This window comes from Bartonella sp. AU15XJBT, from assembly GCF_028618615.1.
GTDB lineage: Bacteria > Pseudomonadota > Alphaproteobacteria > Rhizobiales > Rhizobiaceae > Bartonella.
Map to the genome: position 1 here is coordinate 306,562 of NZ_JAQITG010000001.1, position 26,001 is coordinate 332,562.

General features: G+C 38.9%; 26 protein-coding genes and 1 pseudogene. 14 read left to right on the plus strand and 13 right to left on the minus strand.

Going from position 1 to position 26,001, the window contains the following annotated elements:
• Nucleotides 1-416: 416 nt before the first annotated feature.
• A complete protein-coding gene (locus PVV57_RS01095) occupies nucleotides 417-1,199 on the minus strand; it encodes an SURF1 family protein (protein ID WP_273717348.1) in 783 nt (260 codons plus the stop codon).
• 299 nt (nucleotides 1,200-1,498) lie between these two features.
• On the opposite strand from PVV57_RS01095, the gene rpmB reads away from it, so the two are divergent.
• Together rpmB and PVV57_RS01105 are read left to right on the plus strand one after the other, a co-directional pair.
• Entirely contained in the window at nucleotides 1,499-1,816 is a 318-nt protein-coding gene (rpmB, locus tag PVV57_RS01100) for a 50S ribosomal protein L28 (protein WP_100129022.1), read from the plus strand.
• Between the two features lie 146 nt (nucleotides 1,817-1,962).
• A complete protein-coding gene (locus PVV57_RS01105; protein WP_273783271.1) occupies nucleotides 1,963-2,646 on the plus strand; it encodes a VUT family protein in 684 nt (227 codons plus the stop codon).
• A gap of 1,125 nt (nucleotides 2,647-3,771) precedes the next feature.
• Here the strand turns inward: PVV57_RS01105 and cobT are convergent.
• The 3 genes from cobT to PVV57_RS01120 all read right to left on the minus strand — a co-directional run bounded on the left by cobT (nucleotide 3,772) and on the right by PVV57_RS01120 (nucleotide 7,492).
• Entirely contained in the window at nucleotides 3,772-5,670 is a 1,899-nt protein-coding gene (cobT, locus tag PVV57_RS01110) for a cobaltochelatase subunit CobT (RefSeq protein WP_273783272.1), read from the minus strand.
• Between the two features lie 15 nt (nucleotides 5,671-5,685).
• The gene (cobS, locus tag PVV57_RS01115; RefSeq protein WP_273717345.1) at nucleotides 5,686-6,666 is read right to left on the minus strand and encodes a cobaltochelatase subunit CobS; all 981 of its coding nucleotides are present in this window, start codon (nucleotides 6,664-6,666) and stop codon (nucleotides 5,686-5,688) included.
• Between the two features lie 205 nt (nucleotides 6,667-6,871).
• Nucleotides 6,872-7,492: a J domain-containing protein gene (locus PVV57_RS01120; protein WP_012232550.1), complete on the minus strand. Its 621-nt coding sequence runs from the start codon at nucleotides 7,490-7,492 to the stop codon at nucleotides 6,872-6,874.
• A gap of 124 nt (nucleotides 7,493-7,616) precedes the next feature.
• On the opposite strand from PVV57_RS01120, the gene PVV57_RS01125 reads away from it, so the two are divergent.
• Complete coding sequence (locus tag PVV57_RS01125) at nucleotides 7,617-7,889, plus strand: BolA family transcriptional regulator (protein ID WP_273717343.1); 273 nt, start codon at nucleotides 7,617-7,619, stop codon at nucleotides 7,887-7,889.
• Nucleotides 7,890-8,450: 561 nt separating this feature from the next.
• Here PVV57_RS01125 and PVV57_RS01130 read toward each other — a convergent pair.
• Together PVV57_RS01130 and PVV57_RS01135 are read right to left on the minus strand one after the other, a co-directional pair.
• Nucleotides 8,451-9,419 (minus strand): tyrosine recombinase XerC, encoded by a 969-nt coding sequence (locus tag PVV57_RS01130; protein ID WP_273783274.1) that lies wholly within the window; start codon nucleotides 9,417-9,419, stop codon nucleotides 8,451-8,453.
• Nucleotides 9,420-9,422: 3 nt separating this feature from the next.
• On the minus strand, nucleotides 9,423-10,244 hold the full coding sequence (locus PVV57_RS01135) for a SapC family protein (protein ID WP_273719298.1): 822 nt from the start codon (nucleotides 10,242-10,244) through the stop codon (nucleotides 9,423-9,425).
• 142 nt (nucleotides 10,245-10,386) lie between these two features.
• Here PVV57_RS01135 and rimM point away from each other — a divergent pair, with 142 nt between their 5' ends.
• From rimM to PVV57_RS01190, 11 genes are all read left to right on the plus strand, one after another.
• The gene (rimM, locus tag PVV57_RS01140) at nucleotides 10,387-10,932 is read left to right on the plus strand and encodes a ribosome maturation factor RimM (protein WP_273783275.1); all 546 of its coding nucleotides are present in this window, start codon (nucleotides 10,387-10,389) and stop codon (nucleotides 10,930-10,932) included.
• Between the two features lie 307 nt (nucleotides 10,933-11,239).
• Nucleotides 11,240-11,938 (plus strand): tRNA (guanosine(37)-N1)-methyltransferase TrmD, encoded by a 699-nt coding sequence (gene trmD, locus PVV57_RS01145; protein ID WP_273783276.1) that lies wholly within the window; start codon nucleotides 11,240-11,242, stop codon nucleotides 11,936-11,938.
• Nucleotides 11,939-12,149: 211 nt separating this feature from the next.
• Nucleotides 12,150-12,590 (plus strand): 50S ribosomal protein L19, encoded by a 441-nt coding sequence (rplS, locus tag PVV57_RS01150; RefSeq protein ID WP_273719301.1) that lies wholly within the window; start codon nucleotides 12,150-12,152, stop codon nucleotides 12,588-12,590.
• Nucleotides 12,591-13,055: 465 nt separating this feature from the next.
• Complete coding sequence (sdhC, locus tag PVV57_RS01155; RefSeq protein ID WP_273783277.1) at nucleotides 13,056-13,457, plus strand: succinate dehydrogenase, cytochrome b556 subunit; 402 nt, start codon at nucleotides 13,056-13,058, stop codon at nucleotides 13,455-13,457.
• 18 nt (nucleotides 13,458-13,475) lie between these two features.
• Complete coding sequence (gene sdhD, locus PVV57_RS01160; RefSeq protein WP_273783279.1) at nucleotides 13,476-13,862, plus strand: succinate dehydrogenase, hydrophobic membrane anchor protein; 387 nt, start codon at nucleotides 13,476-13,478, stop codon at nucleotides 13,860-13,862.
• Nucleotides 13,863-13,868: 6 nt separating this feature from the next.
• Nucleotides 13,869-15,713 carry a succinate dehydrogenase flavoprotein subunit gene (gene sdhA, locus PVV57_RS01165; protein WP_273783280.1) on the plus strand — a complete coding sequence of 615 codons (1,845 nt, stop codon included), beginning with the start codon at nucleotides 13,869-13,871 and terminating at the stop codon, nucleotides 15,711-15,713.
• Between the two features lie 14 nt (nucleotides 15,714-15,727).
• A complete protein-coding gene (locus PVV57_RS01170; protein ID WP_273719304.1) occupies nucleotides 15,728-16,507 on the plus strand; it encodes a succinate dehydrogenase iron-sulfur subunit in 780 nt (259 codons plus the stop codon).
• A gap of 683 nt (nucleotides 16,508-17,190) precedes the next feature.
• Entirely contained in the window at nucleotides 17,191-17,604 is a 414-nt protein-coding gene (locus PVV57_RS01175) for a hypothetical protein (RefSeq protein WP_273719305.1), read from the plus strand.
• Between the two features lie 20 nt (nucleotides 17,605-17,624).
• Nucleotides 17,625-18,029 carry a hypothetical protein gene (locus PVV57_RS01180; protein ID WP_273719306.1) on the plus strand — a complete coding sequence of 135 codons (405 nt, stop codon included), beginning with the start codon at nucleotides 17,625-17,627 and terminating at the stop codon, nucleotides 18,027-18,029.
• Nucleotides 18,017-18,862, plus strand: coding sequence for a hypothetical protein (locus PVV57_RS01185; RefSeq protein ID WP_273783281.1), 846 nt, complete (start codon nucleotides 18,017-18,019; stop codon nucleotides 18,860-18,862). Before PVV57_RS01180 ends, PVV57_RS01185 begins: the two co-directional genes overlap by 13 nt.
• The gene (locus PVV57_RS01190) at nucleotides 18,846-19,259 is read left to right on the plus strand and encodes a hypothetical protein (RefSeq protein WP_273783283.1); all 414 of its coding nucleotides are present in this window, start codon (nucleotides 18,846-18,848) and stop codon (nucleotides 19,257-19,259) included. Before PVV57_RS01185 ends, PVV57_RS01190 begins: the two co-directional genes overlap by 17 nt.
• A 220-nt stretch (nucleotides 19,260-19,479) precedes the next feature.
• Here PVV57_RS01190 and PVV57_RS01195 read toward each other — a convergent pair whose 3' ends face one another.
• From PVV57_RS01195 to PVV57_RS01225, 7 genes and pseudogenes are all read right to left on the minus strand, one after another.
• Nucleotides 19,480-19,680 (minus strand): AlpA family transcriptional regulator, encoded by a 201-nt coding sequence (locus tag PVV57_RS01195; protein ID WP_273719311.1) that lies wholly within the window; start codon nucleotides 19,678-19,680, stop codon nucleotides 19,480-19,482.
• Nucleotides 19,681-19,890: 210 nt separating this feature from the next.
• A pseudogene (locus tag PVV57_RS01200) lies at nucleotides 19,891-21,053 on the minus strand (tyrosine-type recombinase/integrase).
• A 950-nt stretch (nucleotides 21,054-22,003) separates the two neighbouring features.
• A complete protein-coding gene (virB11, locus tag PVV57_RS01205) occupies nucleotides 22,004-23,065 on the minus strand; it encodes a P-type DNA transfer ATPase VirB11 (protein ID WP_273719312.1) in 1,062 nt (353 codons plus the stop codon).
• Nucleotides 23,040-24,182: a type IV secretion system protein VirB10 gene (gene virB10, locus PVV57_RS01210; RefSeq protein WP_273719313.1), complete on the minus strand. Its 1,143-nt coding sequence runs from the start codon at nucleotides 24,180-24,182 to the stop codon at nucleotides 23,040-23,042. The genes virB11 and virB10 overlap by 26 nt, the downstream gene beginning before the upstream one ends.
• Nucleotides 24,182-24,988 (minus strand): P-type conjugative transfer protein VirB9, encoded by an 807-nt coding sequence (gene virB9 / locus PVV57_RS01215; RefSeq protein WP_273719314.1) that lies wholly within the window; start codon nucleotides 24,986-24,988, stop codon nucleotides 24,182-24,184. The genes virB10 and virB9 overlap by 1 nt, the downstream gene beginning before the upstream one ends.
• Before the next feature lie 14 nt (nucleotides 24,989-25,002).
• Nucleotides 25,003-25,704 carry a virB8 family protein gene (locus PVV57_RS01220; protein WP_273719315.1) on the minus strand — a complete coding sequence of 234 codons (702 nt, stop codon included), beginning with the start codon at nucleotides 25,702-25,704 and terminating at the stop codon, nucleotides 25,003-25,005.
• A complete protein-coding gene (locus PVV57_RS01225) occupies nucleotides 25,701-25,844 on the minus strand; it encodes a TrwH protein (RefSeq protein ID WP_120121385.1) in 144 nt (47 codons plus the stop codon). Before PVV57_RS01225 ends, PVV57_RS01220 begins: the two co-directional genes overlap by 4 nt.
• Nucleotides 25,845-26,001: the final 157 nt, after the last annotated feature.

Sequence of the window (26,001 nt, forward strand, 5' to 3'; positions counted from 1 at the left end):
AAAGGTAGCAGGTTGGGGGGATCATTCTCTTTATCTGTTTTCAATGCTTTAATAACTCTTTCTTTAACAATACTTTGCACTTGTGATGGAAGAGGAATTGATCTCCTTATTTTTAATCATTTTATTTCTTGCGGTTTTCTTTACTTGTGGGGGGAGCACGAGAATGATTTTGCTGGTTTTTAGTCAGAAGATTTGAAGTAAAAGAATCTTACGGATATTTGAGGTCTTATTTTAAGGTATAAAATGATAGAATTATTGTTATAAATCAAACAATTGATTCTTAAAAAAACAAATTTTGTGATGTGTAAAATTCTCAATATAACAGTGTTAAGATCTGCTCTATTGTGAGATGTATGTTTTTAAAGGCCAAACTGTTTAATGACTATATTGGGGATGGATATTTTAATTGTTATTTTTTAGTTTTTTTGCCGTAGCAGAAAAAGAAAAGCGCCTAATACTCCAGCAGCTAAAATAAACCACGTGATTGCGTAAACAAGATGATTATTTCGAAAATGGATAATCGTAAGACCAGCGATGGGAAGATTTGCTTGTGGAGATGTTTTTTTAGCATCAATGAAATAAGGGGCAACAGTGGATAACCCAAGTTTTTGTGTCATAGCGGGAAGATCACGCGTATACCACACATTCTTGTCAGGATTATTTTTGCGTGGGAAAAAACCATTTTTTTCACTCATGCGTAATAAACCGATAATTGTTGTTTGTTCTGTGTTTATGGTAGAATCTTGCTGAGATGAGGCATTTGTATGGGATTGCTCTGAGTGTTGAAAATTATTTCGTTCGTCCATGGGAATAAAGCCACGGTTGATAAAAGTCAGTGTGTTGTCAGCGGTTTGTAAAGGAGTCAAAACCCAGTAACCCGTAGTGTTTTGAGCAGCAGCAGTGACCAAAATATTTTTATTTTTTAAAAATTTTCCTGTGATAACAACAGGTTGATATTCACTTTTTTCAAAAGTAACATCAGCCCATTGATCTTTTTTAGGGGCATTTATGGGGGCTAAGTGAACGCGCTGATTGGCACTCGTGATAAGATTTGTTTTCCAGTTTAACCGTTGCACCTGCCATATGCCTAATGCACTGAAGAGAAGAAAAAAACAAATACATAAAGTTCCAAACAAAAAAGAAGAAAAACGGCAAGAATTTCCCTGAAGCTTTGTCATGGGGGGCTCTTTTTTGTTCATGATTTATGCTTCCTTTCAGGACAACCGGCTTTTATTTTAACACGGTATGCCTTTAAAAAAAGTATTTTGTACGCTTTTGGGTGGAATTTGCACGCCTTGATTTTGGAAAAAGATGAAGATTGAGCCAGCAAGAGATGAAAAAGGTTTGATAAAAGACTTGACCTTTTGTTGTCGAGCCCCTATTAGAGAGAGACTTCCCAATGATGCCCGTTCAAGGCCGCATTGTGCGTGCTATTGTATTCATTGTGTCCTTTGGGTATAGGGATTTGAAAGTTTCTTAGAGTTTAAGGGTGAAGTTTATGTCTCGTGCATGTGAATTGACAGGGAAAACGGTTTTGTATGGTAATAATGTTAGCCATGCGAATAATAAAACTCGGCGTCGTTTTTTACCAAATCTTTGCAATGTGACGTTGATTTCAGAGGTGTTACAGCAAAGTTATCGTTTGCGCATTTCGGCAAATGCGTTGCGTTCTGTTGAGCACCGTGGCGGTCTTGATGGCTTTTTGGTTAAAGCAGATGACAAAGAATTGTCGCAACGTGCGCGTTTGTTAAAACGCCAAATCGTTAAGAAAAAAGCTGAGCAAGAAAGTGAGAAAAAGGCTGAACAAGCAGCGTGATTGTTGTAACGTGATTGTTCGTGTCATTATTTTTGGTGAATTGACGCTTTAATCACGGAACTTGGTCTTAAAGAAGTGCGCTTTTGGGGCTTTTTTCTCTTTGATCGCTCTATTATTTTATTGGTTCCATACCCCAGGTTAAAAAAATGTTTTCAAGCGGTCTTTTATTAGAACAGCAAAAGAGAGGGTATGTTGTTTTTTCTGTTTTAGCAATGTGTCTTGCGGTCACTGCTTCTAATATTCTGGTTCAATATCCTGTCTATTGGTTTGGTTTGAATGAGCTGTTGACTTATGGGGCTTTTACTTATCCATTTGCCTTTCTAATCAATGATTTGACAAATCGTTTTTATGGTCCATCTGCTGCGCGGCGTGTGGTTTATGCTGGTTTTTTTGCCGGTGTTTTTGTTTCTTGGATATTGGCAACACCGCGGCTTGCACTTGCTTCTAGTTTGGCATTTTTATTTGGACAACTTCTTGATATTCTGGTTTTTACGCCTTTGCGACGGAAAACATGGTGGAAAGCTCCTTTAGCAGCAGCGTTGGTTGGTTCGGCGTTGGATACGGTGTTGTTTTTTTCTCTTGCTTTTTCGAGTTCTTTTGCCGTTCTTGATAAGATAACAGGGTATGCTGACAGTTCATTGGTGGAGAATACTGTTTTGGGAGGGATCGGCATGCCAGTTTGGCTCTCGCTTGCTTTTGGCGATTTTTCCGTAAAAATTGTTATGAGTCTGTTGATGTTGATACCTTATGGGACAATTCTTAACATTGTAAAACTTCCTCTTTATCAAAGTCATCCAAAGGATGATTCCTCTTTGGCTTGCAACAAGTAATAATCTTTGTTCTCTTGTTTTCTTTAAAACTTAAATTTCCGTTATGTTACACATGCGATAGCATTATTGATTGAGATAGCTTATCGCTTCATGGCTTATGTGAGAGGTCTGTATGTTTCTCTTATTTCAAGACTCTTTTTGTGAGGCAGCAATAAAAAATTATTTGTTTAGGCTTTCATAAAAAATGGATGAATAAACACTATTTGAAAAAGATCAAACACACCTTCTTATAAACCACATTGAGGTAAAAGAAATTTCAGTTGTGTATTGTTAACTTATTGAATTTATAAGAGTAACTCATCGTTTTGGAACATAAGAAAGCGGCATAATAATTCTGGCATATTATCAATCTTTTTAGACTGAATTCAATCAAAGCCATGCTTTGTATATCACAAGAAAGGGTGGTTTTCGGATAATACTCTTTGAAAAGATGCAAAACACGTTTTTATGAATAGCTTTAATAGAAGAGAAATTGTTGTTGGTTGCTATCAATGTGTTGATTTATATAAAAATATTAAGAGCTAGAAAATAGAGTTCCTCGCATAGGTAAAGATGATTGTGTTGGATTATATTTTATGTAACACATTAATTTATAAGGATAATTCATTTTTTATAGATTGAATAAAAGCCTTATATCGTAAAAACCTTTCGTTTCAATTTCTCTATGTATTGCTTCAGTCAAAGTATTTCTCTTGCATAGGATAAGCGGGGGAAGCCTGTGTCGTAAAACACCATTAAAGAAAAGATAAAAATGCCTCTTTATGTATTATCTAAAATGCCAAGGTTTGTTGGGATATGGGGGGTAGGCATAATGAAGGGATCGGTTTTCTTTTTTATGGTGCGTAAAGATGGTGATACTGAATAGATTTTACACTCAATATCGTTCCATTTATAAGTGCTTTGGTGCTTTTGTAAAATAAGCTTGGAAGTCAAGGTGAAGTATTTCTGTAAAATAGAATTATGCTTTTTTGCATCGCTTGTGACGTGCAAGCAAATGATTTGGATTGATTCAATGTGGAACAGATTTGAAATAAAAGAATCGTATGGTATTCAGGGGTCTCATTCCAGTTGAATAACGCGAGATTTATCATTTATAAATCAATGTATTGCTGATTTAAGGCCGGTTTATTTCTTATAAAGTTGAGGTGTTTTATCACTAAAAAGTGCTTCTAATTGTTTTGTTATGGCGTTTGCAAGCTCTTCGGCATTCATAATTGTTACAGCACGTTGATAATAACGTGTGACGTCATGACCAATTCCAATGGCAATGAGCTCAACAGGGGAATGTGTTTGGATTTCTTGAATTACTGCGCGTAAATGTTTTTCCAGATAATTGCTGGCGTTGACCGATAATGTTGAATCGTCAACAGGGGCTCCATCAGAAATAACCATGAGAATGCGACGTTGTTCACGCCGTGATAAAAGGCGTTGATGCGCCCAAATTAAAGCTTCTCCGTCGATATTTTCTTTTAATAGTCCTTCTTGCATCATTAAACCTAGATTGCGCCGTGCTCGACGCCATGGGGTGTCAGCACTTTTATAGATGATATGACACAAATCATTAAGACGTCCAGGATGATGAGGCTTATGTTTCTTAAGCCATTTTTCGCGTGACCTTCCCCCTTTCCAAGTTTTGGTGGTAAAACCTAAAATTTCAACATTGACACCACAACGTTCAAGCGTTTGTGCCAAAATATCGGCACAACTTGCGGCAACGCTAATGGGACGTCCGCGCATTGAACCAGAATTATCAATGAGGAGTGAAACGACCGTATCTCGAAATTGGGTGTTGCTTTCCCTTTTAAAAGAAAGGGGTTGCATGGGATCAATAATCAGGCGTGGAAGCCGTGCTGTATCAAGATATCCTTCTTCAAGGTCAAATTTCCAGTTACGATTTTGTTGTGCCATAAGGCGGCGCTGGAGACGGTTGGCTAAACGTCCAACAATGTTTTGAAGATGACTAATTTGCTTATCAAGACAACGGCGTAAGTGATCTAACTCATTTTCAGAACAAAAATCGGTTGCTTCCAAAATTTCATCAAATTGACGGGTGAAGATTTTATAATTACCAAGTCTTTCCATTTGTTCTGAATCAGAAAAAAGACGTTTGGGTTTGCTCTGCTTTTCTTGCCAAGGGCCATTTTTTTGCTCGCCGTCAGCTTGATCATTGTCGTTTGTTTGTGTCGCTTGTATTTTTCCTTCGTCTTGCACATCACTTTCTTGTTCAGTGCTGGTTTGTTCTTCACTTTGAGCGTGTTTTTTGTTTTTACTTTCTTCTTCTACTTGATCTTGAGGTTCACATTCGTTTTTTAATTTTTTATTGTTTTCACTTTCAGAAATTGCATCTTGTTGCACTGTCATTTTGAGTGTCGCAAGCATTTGGCAAACGATTTGAGCAAAAGCCTGTTGGTTGTAAATATGATGTGTGAGTTCATTGAGCTCTGCTGCGGCTTTTTGTTCAAGTTCTTGGCGCCACAATTCTAAAACTGGGCCTGCTTCTCTTGGAGCCGCGCGCTTTGTTATTTTTTCACGCAATAAAAGTGCCATCGCTTCTTGGATAGGGGCTTCACTTTGGTTGCTAATCTTTTCATAATGGGCTCTTTTGTATTTATCGGCGAGCATGACATCAAGATTTTTTGCAAGCCCCTCCATGGCTAAAGTACCGATTGCTTCAACGCGTGTTTGTTCAAGGGCATCAAAGATCGCCCGTGCTTCTGATTCTAGCGGAGCAAATTGCATGTGAATGCCGTTATCATGCCATGCTTTGCGCAGAGCCATGGAATCACCTAATCCGCGGGTAATCGTGATATCTTTATCTGTTGCGTGTTGTGGTAATTCTGGTAAGCGTGCACAATTTTCGCTCAAAGATGGTCTGTTGGGACTAAAAGAAACTTCTAAGTGGGACGTACCAGCAATAGCACGCATACAGGTGGAAAGAGCTTTCTTAAAAGCTTCATGATTAAGCGTATTGAGGGGAGGATTGTTTGTTAAATTTTTTCTGTTGTCGTCAGGGTTGATCGCCATAATCGACATATTCCTTTAAGATGAGACACCCTGCATGAGTGATTCGGGAAGCTCTTGTCCAAAGGCGCGTTGATAAAATTCTGCGACCGTAGCACGTTCGAGTTCATCACATTTATTGAGAAAGGTTAACCGGAAGGCAAAGCCAATATCTTGAAAAATTGTGGTATTTTCTGCCCAAGTAATGACAGTCCGTGGGCTCATGACTGTTGAAAGATCTCCATTGATAAAAGCTTGACGGACCATATCAGCAACGTGAACCATTTGTGAAATTGTCTTTTTCCCCTCAGCCGTTTTAAAAGATTTGACCTTTGAACACACAATATCAACCTCTTTATCATGGGGTAAATAATTGAGTATCGTAATAATAGACCAGCGGTCCATTTGAGCTTGATTGATTTGTTGGGTACCATGATAAAGCCCTGTTGTATCGCCAAGACCAATGGTATTGGCTGTTGCAAAAAGACGAAAGGCTGGATGAGGAGAGATAACACGGCTTTGATCAAGTAAGCTTAGTTTTCCAGAGGTTTCAAGAACCCGTTGGATGACAAACATAACATCAGGACGCCCCGCATCATATTCGTCGAAAACAAGAGCAATATTATTTTGATAAGCCCATGGCAAAATGCCCTCTTTAAATTCAGTAATTTGTAAGCCATCTTTTAAAACAATAGCGTCTTTTCCTACAAGATCGATACGACTTACATGGCTGTCGAGATTAATGCGAAGACAAGGCCAGTTGAGACGGGCAGCAACTTGTTCAATATGCGTTGATTTCCCTGTTCCATGATAGCCCGAAACCATGACACGACGGTTAAAAGTAAAACCTGCGAGAATCGCTAAAGTTGTTTGCGGGTCAAAAAGATAATCGGGATCGATATCCGGAACATGGGGGCTTTTTGTACTAAAAGCAGGGATTTTCATATCTGTTTTAATATGAAATAGATCACGAGCACAAACTGTAATATCGGGTGTATTTTCAAGGTTAAGATTTGTCATGATGTTTCTGGCAGGGAAAGGACGCTATTTATTTCATGAGAAAACGATACAAGAGTTAGAGCATTTATGCAATGCTCTATAACGAGAGCCTTAGAGATGAAGGAAGATCGTTTTCACGTATTCTATAATGTTTTGTGAAGATAAGAATGTTTTATGTAAAGAGTGATGGTCTCAATGAGAATGGGGTCATATAAGTGTGTATTTTTTAGCACAAACCAGACTTTTTGAGCAAATTATAAGCATGCAAAACATCGCGAAAGCGCTCTTCTGAAGCACGATTACCACCATTGGAATCAGGATGGTGCTTTTTTACCAACTCTTTATATTTCATTTTGATATCTTCTGCTGAAGCGTTTGCTTGTAGCCCCAGTGTATCAAAAGCTTTTGCTTCTAAGGGCTTTAATTTTCGTGAGAAATTATTGCTTGAACGCCGCTCAGTAAAAAGCGTGAAGGGATCGCGCATACGATTTTGATAGGCTGCTGTCCCAGAGCGAATTTTTGCATAATTGGCCGCTGTTTTTTTCGATGTACCATTGCTAAGATCTGTCGGCCATGTTGGGCGATGCCCTGTGAGAGCATCCTTTTGGAATTTTGCAATATCTTGATTGCTAAGACCTGAGAAGTAATTAAAATTTTTATTATAGGCACGCACGTGCTCAATACAAAAATGTAGATATTGCCCTTCGTGATTTCGACCTGCTGGTGCTTTATGGGTCCCTGTCTTTTCACAGCCTTCCCACTGACACTGTTGCGCTTCTGGCTCAGCTTTTTGTTTTTTATTTGAGCTTATGCGAATTGAATCGAATAATTTAGATGTTATCGTCATATTCTTGGTTTTATGCAAAATTGATTAATTTTACAAGAATTGACTTTTGAAAAATTTGTTTTCACACTTATTTGATTATGAAAAGGGTGTATTCTTGCACTTGCATTTTGTTAAGGAATGAAAAATGTCTGTAGAAACAATAATCAAGAGAAAGCTTCAAGATGCTTTTCATCCCCAAAAACTTGAAGTGATTAACGAGAGTCATCTTCATGAGGGGCATCCTCATAATGAACATGCTTTTGATGGTAAAGGAGAAACACATTTTCGCGTGAAGATTTTATCTTCTTCTTTTTCCAATATGACCCGCGTAGAAATTCATCGAGCGATTTATCAAGTTTTACAAGAGGAGCTCGCGACTTGTGTCCATGCCTTGGCACTTGAGGTTGAGAAGTTTTAATTTTTCTCTTAAAAAATTTTTTAGAGCAATTTTTTGTTTAAAGAAACATCTCTCAACGCTCATCACACTCATTTCGCGACGGCGTTCGTGAATGGTATAAGGGTAAGCCCCCATGAAGTGTATACAATCTATTGAGCATTCCCATCTTTACGCTTCATAAAAGAGCAAGCTACACGATCATACGCTTTTCCAGTTCGTGGGTGTTGCGCGGCTTTTAGCCCTTAAGATGATTCATAAGAGGCATACCTTTCTTGTATAGTTTTCCCATATGGTCCACCTGCTTATGATGTATGCAAGCAAGAGGTTTTGATTGCTTTGACTTTGGTTGATTTGACATGAAATAGATTTGAAATGAGAGAATCCTACGATATTCAAGATTCGCACTTAAATTGAAAAACGCTCTATCATCATTATAAATCAAAGCGTTGTCGTTTTTCAGATATGATGCGCATAGAAATCCATTGAGCGATTTTATTCTCTTTTTACAAGAAGAGTTCGCGATTTGTATCCGCGTTTTAGCACTTGAGGTTGCAACACTTTAATTTTTTTGATGAGGTGTTTTTAAGAACGAGGATGGGCCTTTTGATAAATTTCTAACAAATGGTCTGTATCGACATGGGTATAGGTTTGTGTGGTGGAAAGACTAGCGTGCCCAAGAAGTTCTTGAATTGTTCGCAAATCCCCCCCCCGTGATAAAAGATGGGTGGCAAAAGAATGGCGTAGTGTATGGGGGGTGGCTGTTTCTGGTAACCCGAGACTTGCACGTAAATTGCGCACAGTTTTCTGAATAATAGCGGGCTGTAGGGCCCCCCCTCGCGCACCGCGAAATAGGGGTTGGTTATCTCTTAAAGGATATGGGCAACATTTGAGATAATTTTGTACAGCTTCGTAAACAATTTTGATGAGAGGAACAAGGCGTGTTTTTCCCCCCTTTCCTGTTATGAATAAACTTGTTTTTTTAGGATCAGAAAATTGTTCTGGTGTGAGGCTTAAGGCTTCTGATATTCGCATTCCACAGCCATAGAGAAGCATGAGGACAGCAGCATTACGAGCAATAATCCAAGGTTCGTTTTCCAGCTGATTTTCTTGTTTAACGATGTGGAGGGCTGATTGTATCGCTAAAGGCTTTGGGAGTGATTTTGGATGTTTGGGGCTTTTGATCAGTTGAGCAGCGGGAACATTGACAATTCTTTCGCGGGATAGGTATTTGAAAAAAGAACGAATGCCTGCTACTCCGCGGCTTAAAGAGCGAGCACTGACATTGTTTGTACGTCGATAAGCAAGATAAGCACGTAAATCACTAACACGTAAATGAGCAAGATCGTTAAGGGTTGGGGCATGGCCTAAGTGTTTACAGAGAAAAGATAAAAATTGTCGCGTATCACGTTCATAGGCTTGCGCTGTTTGTGCGGACATACGACGTGTTTTTACAAGACACTCTAACCAATTTTTCCTTGCGGTTAAAACTGCATGGTCTGCTGGAATGAGAGGACTATTTTCATCTTTTCTCTTGTCATTTTTTATAGGCATTATCTAGTTGAGGGTTTCTTTCTTTTTAGGTTTTTCATCATCAGCTTGACCATTCTTTTTTTCGGGTTGCTCTTCACGATTGATAAGTTGCTTTTCACCTTTAAGAGAGAGTATTTTTAAAAGATTATGCGTTGACATCAAATGGGCAAAAATTAACCCTAAAAAGCCATTTTTATGAAGTTTGGCAAGTTGGCTTGCCGATAATTTATTCAATTTTTCTTCGTCAACAACCCAAAAATTTTCCAATTGCGCTGAGAGCCCCTGATCGTTTTTCACATTGATTGATTTTTGACTGAGAAGATCTAGTTCCACAAGAGCATCAATAAATTCAGAGGTTTTCTCCATAGCGATTTTAAAACTTTCAAGAAAACGAATACGTTCTTCCATAAAAGGAGAAATAGAGCCATCGGAATTAAAAAGTTCTGTTCCTGCGACTTCATTAAACATCCCTGACTGTTGATCAAAGCAAACAGAAAGTTCTTTTTCATTGCTAATTTGTGCCAAAACAAAAGGATAGCGACGAACAAAAGCCGGAACATAAGTATTGTTTTTCCAACTTTTATCAGAGGCAATATAGTCATTTTCGTCGTTAGAAAGACCAACAAGAGCAGCCGATGTATAGTGCCGTTTTTTTTGTTCATCTTCGGCGCACATAAATAAAATAGGATAGTCTAGGGCGGCTTGAAAATATTCAGTACTTGCTAAAGGAACCCAGTGCGTATCTTTAGCAAAAGACATGTCACTTGGCGGCGCAAATTTTAGATTTTTATGGGAAACTTTGTTGATTGGCGTGATATCTTTGTAAAATAGCATAATATTTGCCATAAGACTTTCTCCTTTATTAATTTGTTTTTGTTACCAAGAAAGGTCTTTTGAGAAGATTGTCTCATATGGCAACAAGATTGAATAAAAATGATATAGAAATGATTAAGATTGAGGGTCCATTTTTGAGAGATAATGTTTTTTCATGAAGTATAATAAAGAAAAGCTTAAAAATAAAGTCTATCTTGCCATTATTGGTATGCCTCATGGTATAAGAGGAGATGTTTTTGTTAAAATTTTAAGCGCTGAGCCACAGCGTTTCAAGTCTTATGGGACTCTTTATGATGATATGGGGCGTTCTTATGAAATTGTAACGCTTCGCATTAAAAAAAATAACGCGATTATCCGTTTTAAAGGGGTAGAAAATCGTAATGCTGCTGAGTCTTTAAAAGGGATTCGTCTTTATGTGATGCGTGATCAATTGATTGATGATTTGAGAGAGGATGAGTTTTATCAAGTTGATTTAATAGGCTTGCGTGTTCAAGAATATGGGGGGAAAATCTTAGGTGAAGTGTGTGGTTTTTGTAATTTTGGGGCTGGTGATTTGCTTGAAATACGTTTGAATACAGGCAAAAGAGTGCTTATTCCCTTTAGTAAGGTAGCGGTACCAGAAATTTGTATGGATTCTGGTTTTCTTATTGTTGATTCCATGGCCGCCGGCCTTAGCGATGGCGAAGAAAATGATCAATAAGGAAATGGCTTGAATCTAAAAAATAAAGGTGAAGATAAAAAAGAACTGAGGAATTTTGTCAATAAAAAGTGGAAAGTATGAAAATATTAAGAATACACTTTTGAGTTTGAGCAGATGTTGTAGCACTTTATCTCGAAATATTCCTGAGTTTTTAGAGTCTTTTTAAAGTGCAAATATGAGAAGGGTCCTATTGAATAGGACGCAGATAAAGGGGATTCCAATTAACGCTATGGCGTTATTTTGATTTAGTTTATACCATTTTTACTTTAAAAGAGTTTGTTGAATAAAATGAGGATGAAAAATAAAAATGAAGTTTCAGGCGCGCGTTTTAACTCTTTATCCTGAAATGTTTCCTGGTTTTCTAGGATATTCTTTAGCAGGGCAAGCTTTAGAACGCGGAATTTGGTCACTGGAGACAGTGCAGATTAGAGATTTTGCTTTAGATAAACACCATAGCGTTGATGATACACCCGCTGGTGGGGGCGCTGGTATGGTGATGCGGGCAGATGTCTTGGCAGCTGCACTTGATCGTTGTCCACAGGATTCGCCAAGATTATTGATGAGTCCACGTGGGCGCCCTTTTGATCAAGCTTATGCGCGTCGTTTGGCTGGTGATTCGGGTATAACATTGGTTTGTGGACGTTTTGAAGGGGTTGATGAGCGAGTCATAGAAGCACGGGAATTAGAAGAAATTTCCATTGGTGATTATATTCTTTCAGGAGGTGAAGCCGCCGCACTGGTTATCTTAGATGCTATTATACGTCTTCTCCCCGGTGTGATGGGAAATGAAGTTTCTGCAAAGTGTGAAAGTTTTGAAAATGGTTTGCTGGAACATCCCCAATACACCCGCCCTTCTCTTTTCGAAGGACGTGCGATTCCGCCCGTATTGACCTCAGGCCATCACAAAGCGATTGCAGATTGGCGTCAAAGCCAAGCCGAATTGTTAACACGTCAACGTCGTCCTGATCTTTATGCCCGTTATGATAAAAATCGTCAGAAAACTTGATTCATAGGATAAGGTAGTGTATGGCATGGCTCTCTTTTTTAGAGAGTTTTTAATAAAAGGTTTTCTGTAGTTCCAAAATTAAAATGAAGGAATGGTGTATTCGCTCCTGTGTAAGGCATAGCCTAAAGAGTATCTTATTTGTAGTACAAGGCTTTTTTAGGTAAGAGTTGAGCGCTCTGACTGTTCGATAAAGAACATGAAGGATAAAAAAATGAATATTATCGCACAGCTTGAAGCTGAACAATGTGCAAAAATTGAAGAAAAGCGCCAATTTCCAGCCTTTAAACCAGGAGATACAGTCCGTGTCATGGTGCGTGTGACGGAAGGTACGCGGACGCGTGTTCAGGCTTATGAAGGGGTTTGTATTGCCCGTTCAGGCGGTGGGTTGAATGAGACCTTTACTGTACGCAAGATTTCTTATGGTGAAGGGGTGGAACGTGTATTTCCTGTTTATTCTCCTTTGATTGAAGCTGTTGAGCTGGTGCGCCGTGGTAAAGTGCGTCGGGCAAAACTTTATTATCTTCGTGGTTTGAGAGGCAAAGCTGCCCGTATTGCTGAAAAGAGAGATTATCGCAAAAAGGGTGAAAAGGGTGTTGAGAAAGTAGAAACAACACCTATAAGCGCAGATATTGAAACGCAAGTTGCTGAGTAAAAATTATATCGGTTAAACTTTATGCAAAAGCGGCTTTACTTGTTTCTTTTGTGATTCGTTTTACCATTTACAAGGCTTGGGAGGGACATAAAAATGTTTAACCTATCCAAATTTTTGCTCTTTTTTATTCTTAATAATGGATGAAATGTAGGATATCATTGCACATGTCGTAGATACTCAAACGGAATAAGTATCATTTGAAAAAATGTCTGTTTATAGTTTGAGAAAAGATGTTAGACCTTTGACGTGAAGATAAAAGTGTATTAGATTAAGGCGAGTTTTGCGGATCATATCCGTGGAGTAATCGGTTTTTTTATGCGTGACCTTTAATCCGTTATTTGAGACAACCGACCTGTAATATCGGTATCTTGAGATGCCAAACAAGTAAAAACGAGATATATATTTAATCGTTTTGTGCGAATTTTCTCGTTCATTGTGGTTGCAAAAACCAGGTCAGGATATTTTATGACAGAGACAACTAGGATAAAAGAGCGCCCTCGTTCCCCTCATATCAGTATTTATCGTTGGACAATTACTATGGCCATGTCCATTGCACACCGCATTACGGGTATGGCCCTTTATGTTGGAACGGTTTTTTTTGCTGTTTGGTTAATTGCTATTGCGTGTGGCGAGGAGGCATTTAGAACAGTTCACGAAATTTATAGTTCTTGGTTTGGATTGTGTATTTTGTTTCTTTATACTCTGGCAGGGGTTCATCACATGGTTGGGGGTGTTCGCCACATTGTTTGGGATCTGAAGCCTTGCCTTTTGGCAAAAGAAAAGGCAACAGCCACTGCTTGGGCAACAGTGTTTATTTCTCTTATTGTTACTTTTGCGATTTGGATTATTGGATATACCGTTGTTTAGCTGGGGGAGAAAAGAGATATGAAAAAAGATTTTCGAACGGAACTTGGAAAAGTACGGGGGCGTGGGAGTGCTCATGAAGGAACAGAGCATTTTTGGCTAGAGCGTTTGACAGGGTTTATCAATCTACCTCTTTTGATATTTTTGATTGTTCTTATTCTTTCTCTTGTGGGCAAGGACTATGCTGTTGTGCGTGCAAGACTTGCACACCCTATTGTTGCTATTTTGATGGGATTGATGACTCTTTCAGTCATTTATCATATGAAACTTGTTATGCAGGTGGTGATTGAAGATTATATTCCACGCGAAGGTTTCCGGTTATTCTTTTTGATATTAAATATTTTATTTTGTTTTTTCATAGGCGGTGTCATTATTTTTTCTCTTTTGAAGATTGCATTAGGGGGTTAAACAAATATGGCGGGTACAAGATCATCTTTGGGCGCTAAAGCAGGTAACGCCCCTTATCATACTGTAGATCATAAATTTGATGTTGTTGTTGTTGGCGCAGGTGGTGCAGGGTTACGTGCAACATTGGGTATGGCAGAACAAGGATTAAAGACAGCTTGTATCACAAAGGTTTTCCCAACGCGCTCACATACGGTTGCAGCACAAGGGGGGATTGCGGCATCGCTTTCAAATATGGGACCTGACAATTGGCAGTGGCATTTATATGATACCGTGAAGGGTTCTGATTGGTTGGGCGATACCGATGCTATGGAATATTTGGTGCGTAATGCCCCAGCTGCTGTGTATGAATTAGAACATTATGGCGTTCCTTTTTCACGAACGCAAGAAGGAAAAATTTATCAACGTCCTTTTGGTGGACATACGACACAATTTGGTGAAGGTCCCCCTGTTCAACGGACTTGTGCTGCAGCAGATCGTACAGGACATGCCATTTTGCATACGCTTTATGGACAAAGCTTAAAGCATAATGCGCAATTTTTTATTGAATATTTTGCACTTGATCTCATCATGACAGATGGTGTTTGTACGGGGGTTGTGGCGTGGAATCTTGATGATGGTACAATACACCGTTTTTCTGCCAAAATGGTTGTTCTTGCGACCGGTGGTTATGGACGTGCTTATTTTTCTGCGACATCGGCGCATACCTGTACGGGTGATGGTGGAGGAATGATTGCACGGGCTGGATTGCCACTTCAGGATATGGAATTTGTGCAATTTCATCCTACAGGGATTTATGGTTCTGGTTGTCTCATTACAGAGGGAGCTCGGGGTGAGGGGGGGTATTTGATCAATTCTGAAGGTGAACGCTTTATGGAGCGCTACGCACCTTCCTTTAAAGATTTGGCTTCACGCGATTTGGTTTCGCGTTGTATCACACTTGAAATTCGTGAAGGGCGTGGCATTGGACCTAAGAAGGATCATATTCATTTGGTTCTCAATCATATTGATCCTGCAATCTTGCACGAGCGTTTACCGGGGATTTCCGAATCAGCACGGATCTTTGCAGGGGTGGATGTTACAAAAGAACCGATTCCTATCTTACCAACGGTTCATTATAATATGGGCGGGATTCCTACCAACTACTATGGGGAAGTTCTCAATCCAACCGCTGATTCACCTGATCGTATTCAACCAGGACTGATGGCTGTAGGTGAAGCGGGATGTGCTTCTGTTCATGGTGCTAACCGCTTAGGATCAAATTCATTGATTGATCTTGTGGTGTTTGGGCGTGCTGCTGCCATTCGTGCAGGTGAAGTGATTGATCGGAATGCAGAAATTCCACCTTTGAATGAAGAAGCTGTTGACGAAATTATGGCGCGTTTTGATCGTTTACGCTTTGCTCAAGGCGCAACGCCAACAGCCCTATTGCGTGAAAAAATGCAACGCACAATGCAAGAAGATGCTGCTGTCTTCCGTACAGAAGATTCTTTGCAACAAGGGTGTCAACGGATGAGTAAAATCTGGGGAGAGTTGTCTGATCTTAAAGTCACAGATCGTTCCCTGATATGGAATTCTGATTTGGTTGAAACATTAGAACTTGAAAATCTCATGGCGAATGCAATCATGACGGTTCATTCTGCGGAAGCACGTTTAGAAAGCCGCGGCGCTCATGCCCGTGAAGATTATCCAGACCGTGATGATAAAAATTGGCGAAAACATACCCTTTCACATTTGTCAAAAGATGGTAAGGTAACCTTGTCGTATCGACCTGTCCATGTCGATCCCTTAACATCTGAAGCAGATGGGGGTATCGACTTAAAGCGCATTGCACCTAAAAAACGTGTTTACTAAGGGGAGAATGAATTATGGTACAAATTAAGCTTCCCAAAAATTCTCAAGTAAAACCCGGAAAGGTTTGGCCTAAACCTGAAGGTGCAACAAAACTGACAGAATTTCATGTTTATCGTTGGTCGCCTGATGATGAAGAAAACCCTCATCTGGATACCTATTATGTGGATCGTTCTGCTTGTGGTCCTATGATTCTTGATGGGCTTTTGTTTATTAAAAACCATATTGACCCAACTTTGACATTTCGCCGATCATGCCGTGAAGGCATCTGCGGTTCCTGTGCGATGAATATTGATGGGGCCAATACATTGGCTTGTACCAAAGGTATGGATGATGTAAAACACCCCATTAAGGTCTATCCTCTGCCTTCCATGCCGGTTGTTAAAGATTTGGTTCCTGATTTAAATCGCTTTTATGCCCAACACCGAGTCATTGAGCCTTGGTTGCAAACTGTTTCGCCTGAACCTGCGAAAGAGTGGTTACAAAGTCACTCCGACCGCCAAAAAATTGATGGTCTTTATGAATGTATTTTGTGTGCGTGTTGTCAGACATCATGTCCAAGTTATTGGTGGAACGGTGATCGCTATTTGGGCCCCGCTGTTTTGCTCCAAGCTTATCGCTGGATTGCCGATTCACGTGATGAGATGTGTGGTGAACGCCTTGATAATTTAGAAGATCCTTTCCGCCTTTATCGTTGCCATACGATTATGAATTGTGCGCAAACTTGTCCAAAGGGATTAAATCCAGCGAAAGCGATTGCTGAAATTAAAAAACTTATGGTTGAACGCCGCCTTTAAAGAATTATTCATTCATGAAAGTGAAGGTCAAGGCTAGAAGCTTTGGAGATTTAATCTCTAAAAGCGCGCTGGCTTCTTATGAGGGGGAGTAACTGTAATCATTCTAAAAATGAATTAATTTTTGTAAAAGAAATCCTCGCAATGGCTGATAAAAAGCTCATGGTTGCGTCCTATCTTTGCAAAGTGATCGATTCATGAACAGTAAAGTGAAACACGGAAAACTGTGTTTTTTTGTGCTTTTTGAGGTTTAATCTCTAAAAGTTTATTGGCTTCCATAAGATAGTCAACATAATTATAATTGCTTTAAAAAGACATTAGTCTTCTGAGTAAAATAAACACTTAAAACAGCATTCTATGTAAAAATAATATGCCATGTGTTTTTATTTTCATTAAATTCGTATCAAAATTCTCACCTTAATGTATGATTCAATTGATCATTTTTTATAAAAAAGATTATCTTATATAAATAGAGCGCAAAGGACAGAGAATAATACAAATATTATAACGCATGTAAATTATTTCAATGAAATACAAATAAGTGACGACAGTTCGTAATTGTATGATACGTTTATTATAATATCAAAAATACTGCTGACATTCAGTGATTTGGCGCGGGTTACCAGAAGTTTCTGGAAAATAATTTTTGGGGTTTGACCAATTCAATACAAGAAGCAAAAGATCTAATGTCTCGCTATGGTAACACAGGATTGCATTTTGATGCCCATAGTCGTGGCAGTTTGACGGGTTTTAATATGATGAATTCTTTCAAACAAGAAGGTATAAATGATGTAGCTGGCAAGACAACGATCAGTTTTCATGGACCAGCGGCTAATGTTTTGGCAGCAGCCGGTCTGTTAAGGTATGTAAGTGGTGGCAAGCAAACCACGATTGGCTTTGATGGTCATAGATTTGACTTTGTCAGCAGAATTATTGGAGGCAATGGCTATACCTACGAGATAATGCCTGCTGGTAGTAACATGTGGAAAGAATGGTGGAGAGTGGTCACAAATCCCATAAGTCCCCATACTTGTCTTGGACATGCGAGTGATAAGTGTAAAGTGCGCTATGGCACATCTCATCGTGAACAAAAACCTTGAATTAAATAATGGAGGAAAAAATGAAACAAACTCTAAAGCTATTAGGTGCTGTAACTTTGTTAGGTATTGCAGGATGTCAGTTTAATAAAACTCCCACACCATATCTAGGGATGTGGGAAAAGCCTGGAGCAGGTTTTACTGAGGTAGGAAAAGCATTATTAGAATGTGGTATGCCAACCCCTGATGATGTCGACCCAGAAAATAAAAAGCTAAGCAACAATGCATGGGCAACAATTCATGCCTGTATGGTTCAATCAGGATTCCGCTATAAAGATCAAAGAGGGGGGGGGTGGTGTTATACTTTTAAAGCCGAAAACCTTCCGATTTGTCGACCAGGCGCTGTTGTTCCACAGAGAAGTGTCAAGAAGCGCTTAAACAGCCCTTTTTGTAAAAGGTACAAAAATGCGGATGAATGCCAACCTTAAGTATTGTTATTTGTGGAAACTACAATCCCCACATTCATGTGTTCTCATGCTTATGCGGGATTGTTTTCTCAACAAACAATCACAATAAGGAATATTTACAAAAAGGCTTTGATGGCGCTGTTCATATGTTCTACAATGGCATTTTTAATTCACCCGATGATGCAGCGGGTAATGCTGTGCAAATGGCTGTTAATAAAAATGGTCACCTTTATTTTACATACTTCCCCCAAGCTGAAGACTGGGAAGTAGAGTTAGGGATAGCATTTTATCAAAAGTTTTGGGAGGGGGATACTTTGGGTTTGAGTAATTCGACGAAGAAATTTCAAGATTTTCTCTCTCGTTATGGCAATGACAAAGCGATTGTGAGTGCGCATAGCCGCGGTAGTTTGACAGGGAGCAATGGATTGCGTGACCTTAAAAATCGTGGCATCCATAGTATAGGAGAAAAAACAGATATCTATCTTTTTGGACCAGCGGATTACGCTCTATCGATAGCAAATGTACACTATTATGTAAACGGTGGTAAAAAAGATCATATTTATTTACAAAACCATATATTAGATCCCATTGGTACGGTGATTGGTCACACTGCTTATAAGGTACCCTTGAAGTTTCCCTATGTATTATTTCCACAAGCAATTCCAATGATAGAGCAAGTGGGAGCGCTACGCGGCCATAATCCTAGTACCACCCATAAGTGTTATGGTGATGCAAGTGATGCATGTAAACATGATTATGGAACACCTCATGATGCAATAATTTATGCACCTCATGCGATTTTAGATAATTTAGGTTTAGGTTATTTATGGAGAAAAAATGAATACACTGTTTAAATTATTAAGTGGAATAGTCCTGTTAGGTGTCACTGGGTGTGACATATCAAATATTGACAAACCTTCTCCAGCATACGTGAGTATGTGGGAAAAACCTGGTGCAGATTCTACTGAGGTAGGAAAAGCTCTTTTAGAATGTGGCATGCCAAGCCTTATCGATCTTGATACAGAAAATCGAGAGAGAAGCAACAATGCAAGAGCAACAACTTATGCTTGTATGATTCAAGGGGGATTCCGCTATAAAAATGAACATATGGGAGGGTGGTGTTACACTTACAGAGAAGAAAATCTTCCTATTTGTCGTCCTGGTGCTGTTATTCCGAAGCGAAGTGTTGAAAAGCGCTTAAACAGCCCTTTTTGTAAAAGGTACAAAAATGCGGATGAATGCCAACCTTAAGTATTGTTATTTGTGGAAACTACAATCCCCACATTCATGTGTTCCCATGCTTGTGCGGGATTGTTTCCTCAACCAATCGCCTCAATACTGTATGTGAAGCAGTATAACGTAGGGAATACACTTAGTAATCCTATGATTATTACGTCATAGGACGGATTGTGCTATCCTTAGGGTGATGAATTTGAGAAAGCCTTGTCCGTCCTTACGTGACAAGTTTTTTTTATGCCGCATCACTTTGACGTTGCTGTTTTGCTTGTTCGATTACATTTAAGAGATCCGATTGTAACCAACGCGATAAAAAACCAAATTTTAAAGATTTTGGGAGAGAGCCATTGGTAACATGACGCCGGAAAGTTGAGACACTCATATGAATCAATTTTGCACTTTCACGGTTTGTTAAAAGAATATCGTTTTCTGTCATTCTAAAATCCTTTCATAGTAAAAACATAGAAACAAATCATGCCTATTTATTAAGCACATTTTGGTTCAGTTTTTGAAGGTATTTTATTTATAGAAAACAATATTTTACAATAAAAAAACTTATGTGACACGTGATGAATTTTATTGAGATGGAATGAGAGAAAAAAGAGCTAAAGTTATCCATAGACCATGGGGTATTGCACCCCATATCTTAAGATTGACTCGTAATATAAGCCGCCCATTTTTCCATATAGATACGGCGCTGTTCTAGATAGTCAGTACGACGATAAGCACGTTCTACTTGTTCTCCTACTGTATGACTTAGAATGGTTTCAGCGACCTCATAAGGAGCATCAGTTGTTTCAGCGAGCCAATCACGTAAACTAGAGCGAAATCTATGGGGACAGGCTTCAAGTCCAATTTTTCTCATATATTTTGCCATAACCATCGGTAAAATAGGAGTCCGACTAGAATAAGAAAAGATGAAATTACTTTTAGAAAAAAAACGGGCTTGTTCAATTACTTTTAGTGCCTCTGATGATAAGGGCACGCGAAATTCTGTTGTAGCATCACGTTTTTTTTCATATTTTCAGCAGGGATGGTCCATATATCATTATCCATTTGGTCTTTATGATGACGTAAAGGGTTAGAGCGAACAGCTGTCAGAATAAGCAAACGCAAAGCCAGTTGTGTAAGGGTTGATTCTTCGTAAAGTGTTTTATAAAAAGTAGGCACATTTCTCCAATCCATGGCTGCTAAATTTTGTGTTTTATGGCGTTGTTTTCCTAAGAGAGCGCGTGCTTTTTCTGTTGCTTGTAAATCAATATCCAAACCCAAAGCAGCCGCATGTTTGAGACAAAGATTAAGACGGGTAAGAGCTCTATTAGCTGTTCCAGCTTTTGAATGCCAAATAGGGGCAAGAGTATTGCGTATCTCTATTTGCGTAATCTCAGAAACGGGAACACAACCTAACTTAGGGAGAATATGAAGGCGTAATGGTAAAAACCAATCACTAGCCTTACCATCATTCTTTAATTCAGCTTTACGACTTTCAAAAGCATCTAGAGCAATATCTTTTAAATAATGGAGATTACGCATTGCCTCACGCTTTTGTTTTTCACGTTCTTTAATGGGGTCACGTCCTTCACGTAAAACAGAGCGCCACCCAGTTGCACATTCATGGGCTTGTTTTAAGCAAACATTTTTCAACGTTCGTCACCCCTATTTTGTGATGGCACTTGTGAATGGTAAAACGATAAAGCTCCCGTGGAAATAATATAAAATCTATAGAGCACTCCCATCTTTACGCTTATGAAAGAGCCAGCCGGTACTATCACACACTTTGTTCGCTCCCAATTTAAACGTCCTTAGCATTTGAGATGGTTCATAAGAGGCATTTTTAGTGCTTTCTTATATAGTTTTTTCCTCGCTTGTAACATGCAAGCAAGTTATTGTGGTTAATTCACTATAAACAGATTTGGATAAACAGATTTGGTATGAAAGAATCCTACAATATTGAGGCCTTTTATCTAACATGCAAGACAATGAAAACTCTTTATAAATCAATATGACGCGTCTTAAGAAAGTGAGATTGTCGATCTGGCTTGTCGGAACTTTCGCTTTTTTGAAGTCTTGAGAAGAGGGCAGGAATATTCATGAGTAGGATTTGCCTATATAGTTTATGAACATTGTTTTTGAAGGTGGGGATATGAGCTCCACGTGATATGGTTGGCAAAGCTTTCTTTAGAGAAACTTGATTGTTTACAACTTGGTGTAGGATAAGAATCTTTTTTCATCCGAGGAAGAAATCGATAGGCGACTATATGTTCTATTCTTGAATAGAATGTGATTTATAGATGCTAAATCAAAATGATCGTGTATTTGTATGAGTTCTCTGTCTCTGAAGATTGTTTGGGTAAAAAATATTTATTGATTATTTAAAATAAGCTTTTGTCTTTATGACGATAATTATTAGTGATGATCGGTATCTATTTCACGAAGCTCTTATTGATAGGTGAATCAAAATTTATTTTTTTCTTTTTGTTGAAATATTTATTTTGTCATCATTTTTTTCTCTTGTGCATCAAATATACATTTTCAAAAGATAAATAGAGAGTATGATCAAAGGCAAAATAATGGAATCTCCTATGCGATTTTGTTTTCTTGTGAAGTTGTCATCTGTTCACTTTTTTCTTCTTTTTTTCATGAAGAGTGTAGAAAGTGTATTGAAGAAGCAAAGAAAAGAGGGGGCGCACAATAAAAAGCCGTAACCAATTGTTACGGCTCTTTTTGTTTGTGTGCTATTATCGAGAGAGTACCCTCCCTTAAGCGATTTTTGATTTAGCAAAAATCGGGTCGTAAAAGACCTCAGAAAGTTTTCTATCTTTAAAGAACAACACGACATCAACTGTTGTGTAAAGGACAATCTTTATCATTTCTAACTCAAGTTGGCGGCCAACTGCTGATCTTTTAATCAAGGTGGCACATCGTTCAAATGTCTGCAAAGCATTATTGGCATGCGTCGTTGTAATCGATCCAGGATGACCCGTGTTGAGTGAATTGAGATATTCCCATGCTTCATTACCTCGTAATTCAGCAAGGAAAATTCGATCAGGTGATTGACGCATACATGCATCTAGACATTCTTCAGCTGAAACACGCCCCACATTATTACCATAAATCATATTTACGTGATTAGGATGATTAGGTAGAAAAAGCTCATGAACATCTTCAATCGTGATAATACGCTCTTCTACAGGGACTTTTTCAATGAGCGAGCGGGCAAATGTTGTTTTACCAGATCCTGTCTTGCCTGCAATGATAATGTTACGTTTGTGAAGGACGCATTCTTCCAAAAATTCAAGAATTTTTCCCTCACGTTTACGTTGTAAGAGCTGAACTTCAAATGGTTCCAACCGTGTGAAGTCCTGCTTCGATAACAAGCTGTTGGCTTCTTTTGCTGAAGGCTTATTAAAACTTACATCGGAAAAATCATCAAATGCCCCTTCTTCTTTGAGTTCTTCTAACGTTTTAACTATGAGAGAATGTTTACGAATTACAAAGGAAAGAGTACCATCAACAACAGCTGGCGTTTGTATAATTGTACCACGTTGCCCACCAGGCAAGAGCACATAATTAATACTTCTGGGAGCCATACCGTTATAAACGATAATAGCTGTAATAAGCGTTTGCAAAAAAGCTGTTGTTAACTCTGGTACGCTATGGACCTGCCACCCGTTGAAGCTTTTTGTCCATACTTCACAGGGGCGGCAGATCGATACTTCAGTGATCTTCGGATCTTCTAAAAAACGATCAAGCGGTTGCAGAAGCTGAGAAACTGCTTGATCTTTTTGTATCGGGTTAACGTGTGACGAGACTGTAGACATCGCTGAAATCCAGATCACGAGCAACAAAAATATTCACTCGTTCGCCTTGGTTTTTGTAAAGAGTTGGTGCTATATTGATTGAATTTTGAAGAACATCGCTTACTACAAGTTCAGCATTATGAGCTCCTTGAGGTTGTGCGTTCTCTTTATTCTCTTTGCTGCTTTTGTTAATTTTACCTCTCACCCATTCTCCTAAATCACCAATGATACTCACCATAATTGCGCCACTAAATCGCTCCCAAAAGTGTCTATCAACCCAGCCGCCGATACCTGCTTCACCAAGAGGACCTGTACCAGGTGAATCAAGATTGACAACAACACCAGAAGGCGTCTCAATACGTAACCATTGTACAAACACACGTGTTTGTCCTTGCTGTAAACCACTTTGGTAAAAACCAACGACTTTAGAACCACGATCGAGCAAAACAACACGACCACTCGTAGAATAAACATCCCGTGTTAAATGACATGTCGTCATTCCTGGTTGTGATGTGATGATTTTTGTTTCCAATGTACAATCTATTTGGGTTCCTTGTGTAATTAAGAGGTCACGGTTACGAAGTTGCACCGCATGTGATTGACCTAAACGTACCGGTTGGAGATTTAATGCACCACTGTTGTCATTCGATGTTTTTTTCGTATCTGTAGATCCCTCACTTCCACCATTGTTAAGACTAGAACTGAGCATACGTTTGCGCGCTAATTCTTCAGAATCTTGGAGCAAATGTGGGGGAACGGTTGTTTGAAGAAGTTTAGCCAAGGCCGGTGAAATATCTAGGCTTGAATCTTCTGTTTGTGTTGATTTTTCTGGTTCTTCTAAAGGTTTTGGCTCTTCTATAATCCGAGGGATATAGTTTGGTATAATTTGCTGTACCGCTTGTTGTGGTTTTTCTTCCTCAACTTCTACGGTATTATGCATTTTAAAAGCTTTCCAAGTCAAAGCAATCGGTACCGCTATTATGACAATAAGTCCTACGATTAATAATGCACGGGTACCTGGAATTGTCGGACGGCGTTCTGAACCTAATTCGGAGCTTCCATAGGCATCTTCAATATGTTTTTGCTCTATATTGTCCAGTTTTCTACCTTTTTCATCTCCTTCCTTATTGTCAAACATTATTTTCCTCCTTTATTGATACGATAAACCACCGAAGATACTGTTCCTGTCGTATTTGGTATACCATGGGGGTCATAGGCTTCATTAAAAACGGCTAGAGCACGTTTACCAAGTCGTATGAGCCATTTAGGATTAACTTTATGAACGGCGACAATATCATTAGAACTGCCGATAATGGTGCGAGGTATTAAGCTTTCATTACCTTCAGCGTCTACGACATAAATCGATGGCATATCCATGTTAGCGGGAAACTTGAAGTAAGTAATACGCCCATTGTCCCAAGCATTGATCGGAGCAATATCTTGATGACCGCTCATGGTGTAACTGAGATTATAGCCTTTTACGCTTTGGTGAAAACCATGTTCAATCGCAAGGCGTCGGCTGTTTTCTTCTGATTTTTCATCGGTTGAATCGGGATAATGGAAAGCCAATTCATAGGTCGATCCTGCACGGTCATTTCGAAATTGCAGCCGGAATTTGTAACTTCGTTTGTCAGTTACAATGATGAGATTGGTATTGGCAAGTTCTGCTTTTGGTTTAATAAAAATATGCCGCCCTTTATGAGCAAAGGCATAGGCTTCTGAATCACCAAAGGCATGGGTAATATACTGTTCACCTTCTTCAAGAATAATATGTGTTGCCACACCAAGAACTGTTTCAATTTGAACCACATCGGCTTCGTTATATGTTATATAACGAATGCGGTGATCATATTGTGAATTTGATGGACTTTTGAGTGCCTGCACAGGTACCGTATAAAGAGAAGAAAACGAAGACAATAGAACAATGAATGCAAGTTTTTTCATAACAATTCAATTCCTTAATCATTCAACAGTATTTCTGGGTCAGAACGGTAACTTGTTACTTGAAAACCAAGGGGGTTAAGCAATCGATCAGATGACTTCATGGGTGCACCGACATAGGTGTAACCAATTGTTGCAATCTGGTGCTGTTTTGGTCCAGTAGCAGCACCGCTGCTGTCAAGTTGTTGAGTCGTAAAACGTACAGTTGCTTGACCGATTCCATTAGGTTGGATCGATCGTACTTTAACTGTGATACGCGCTTTGTTGGAAAGCACTTTATCCCGTGCATTTTCCCCATCATAGATTTTATAATATTCTTGTTGAACAGTTGCCGCACTTAAAAGTGCTGTTGTGTCATAGTTCAGTTGAATGGTATCGTAGTCATAAGTTTCGCGGTTAAGCACATATTGGTTGAGCCAATATCTATCGACAACTTCACCATAGCTTTCTTCGTGTTCGCGCATAACTGAAATAACATCAACAGCACCTGTTGTATTATCAACGCGTAACACTAAAGGTGTAGGCGCTGGTTGAGAAAATCCAATGACACCACATATCATACCGAATAAGCCAAAAAGACCAACAGCACTCGCTACACGCCATGCCGTTCTGCGCGACCTTATAAATTCGTTTATGAGATCCCGTTCTAGACCACGGCTTTCTTCGTAATAACTGCTAAGTTGTTCAGCTTTCACTGGTTTTGCTTGTTTTGTTTTCATCTGTCTCCTCGCTTGATTTCGGCAGGGATTGTTTTATTAATAGGCACACGGTTCCTATCATTTGGTTGTTTGAGCTTTGGTGCTAATGCACAAGCCGATAGAATATTTGCAATCAAAATCATAAGAATGATATTTTTCATTTTTAATATTACTCTTTTTTACAATTAAATAAAGTCAATATTTTTTATCATTATTATAATTTTAATGATAAAGTAAAGTGCATAGTTTGCGATAGTTTATCTTTTCTTAATTTCATTTTTTATATTGATAAAAAATAGCTCGATTTCAGTGCAAATA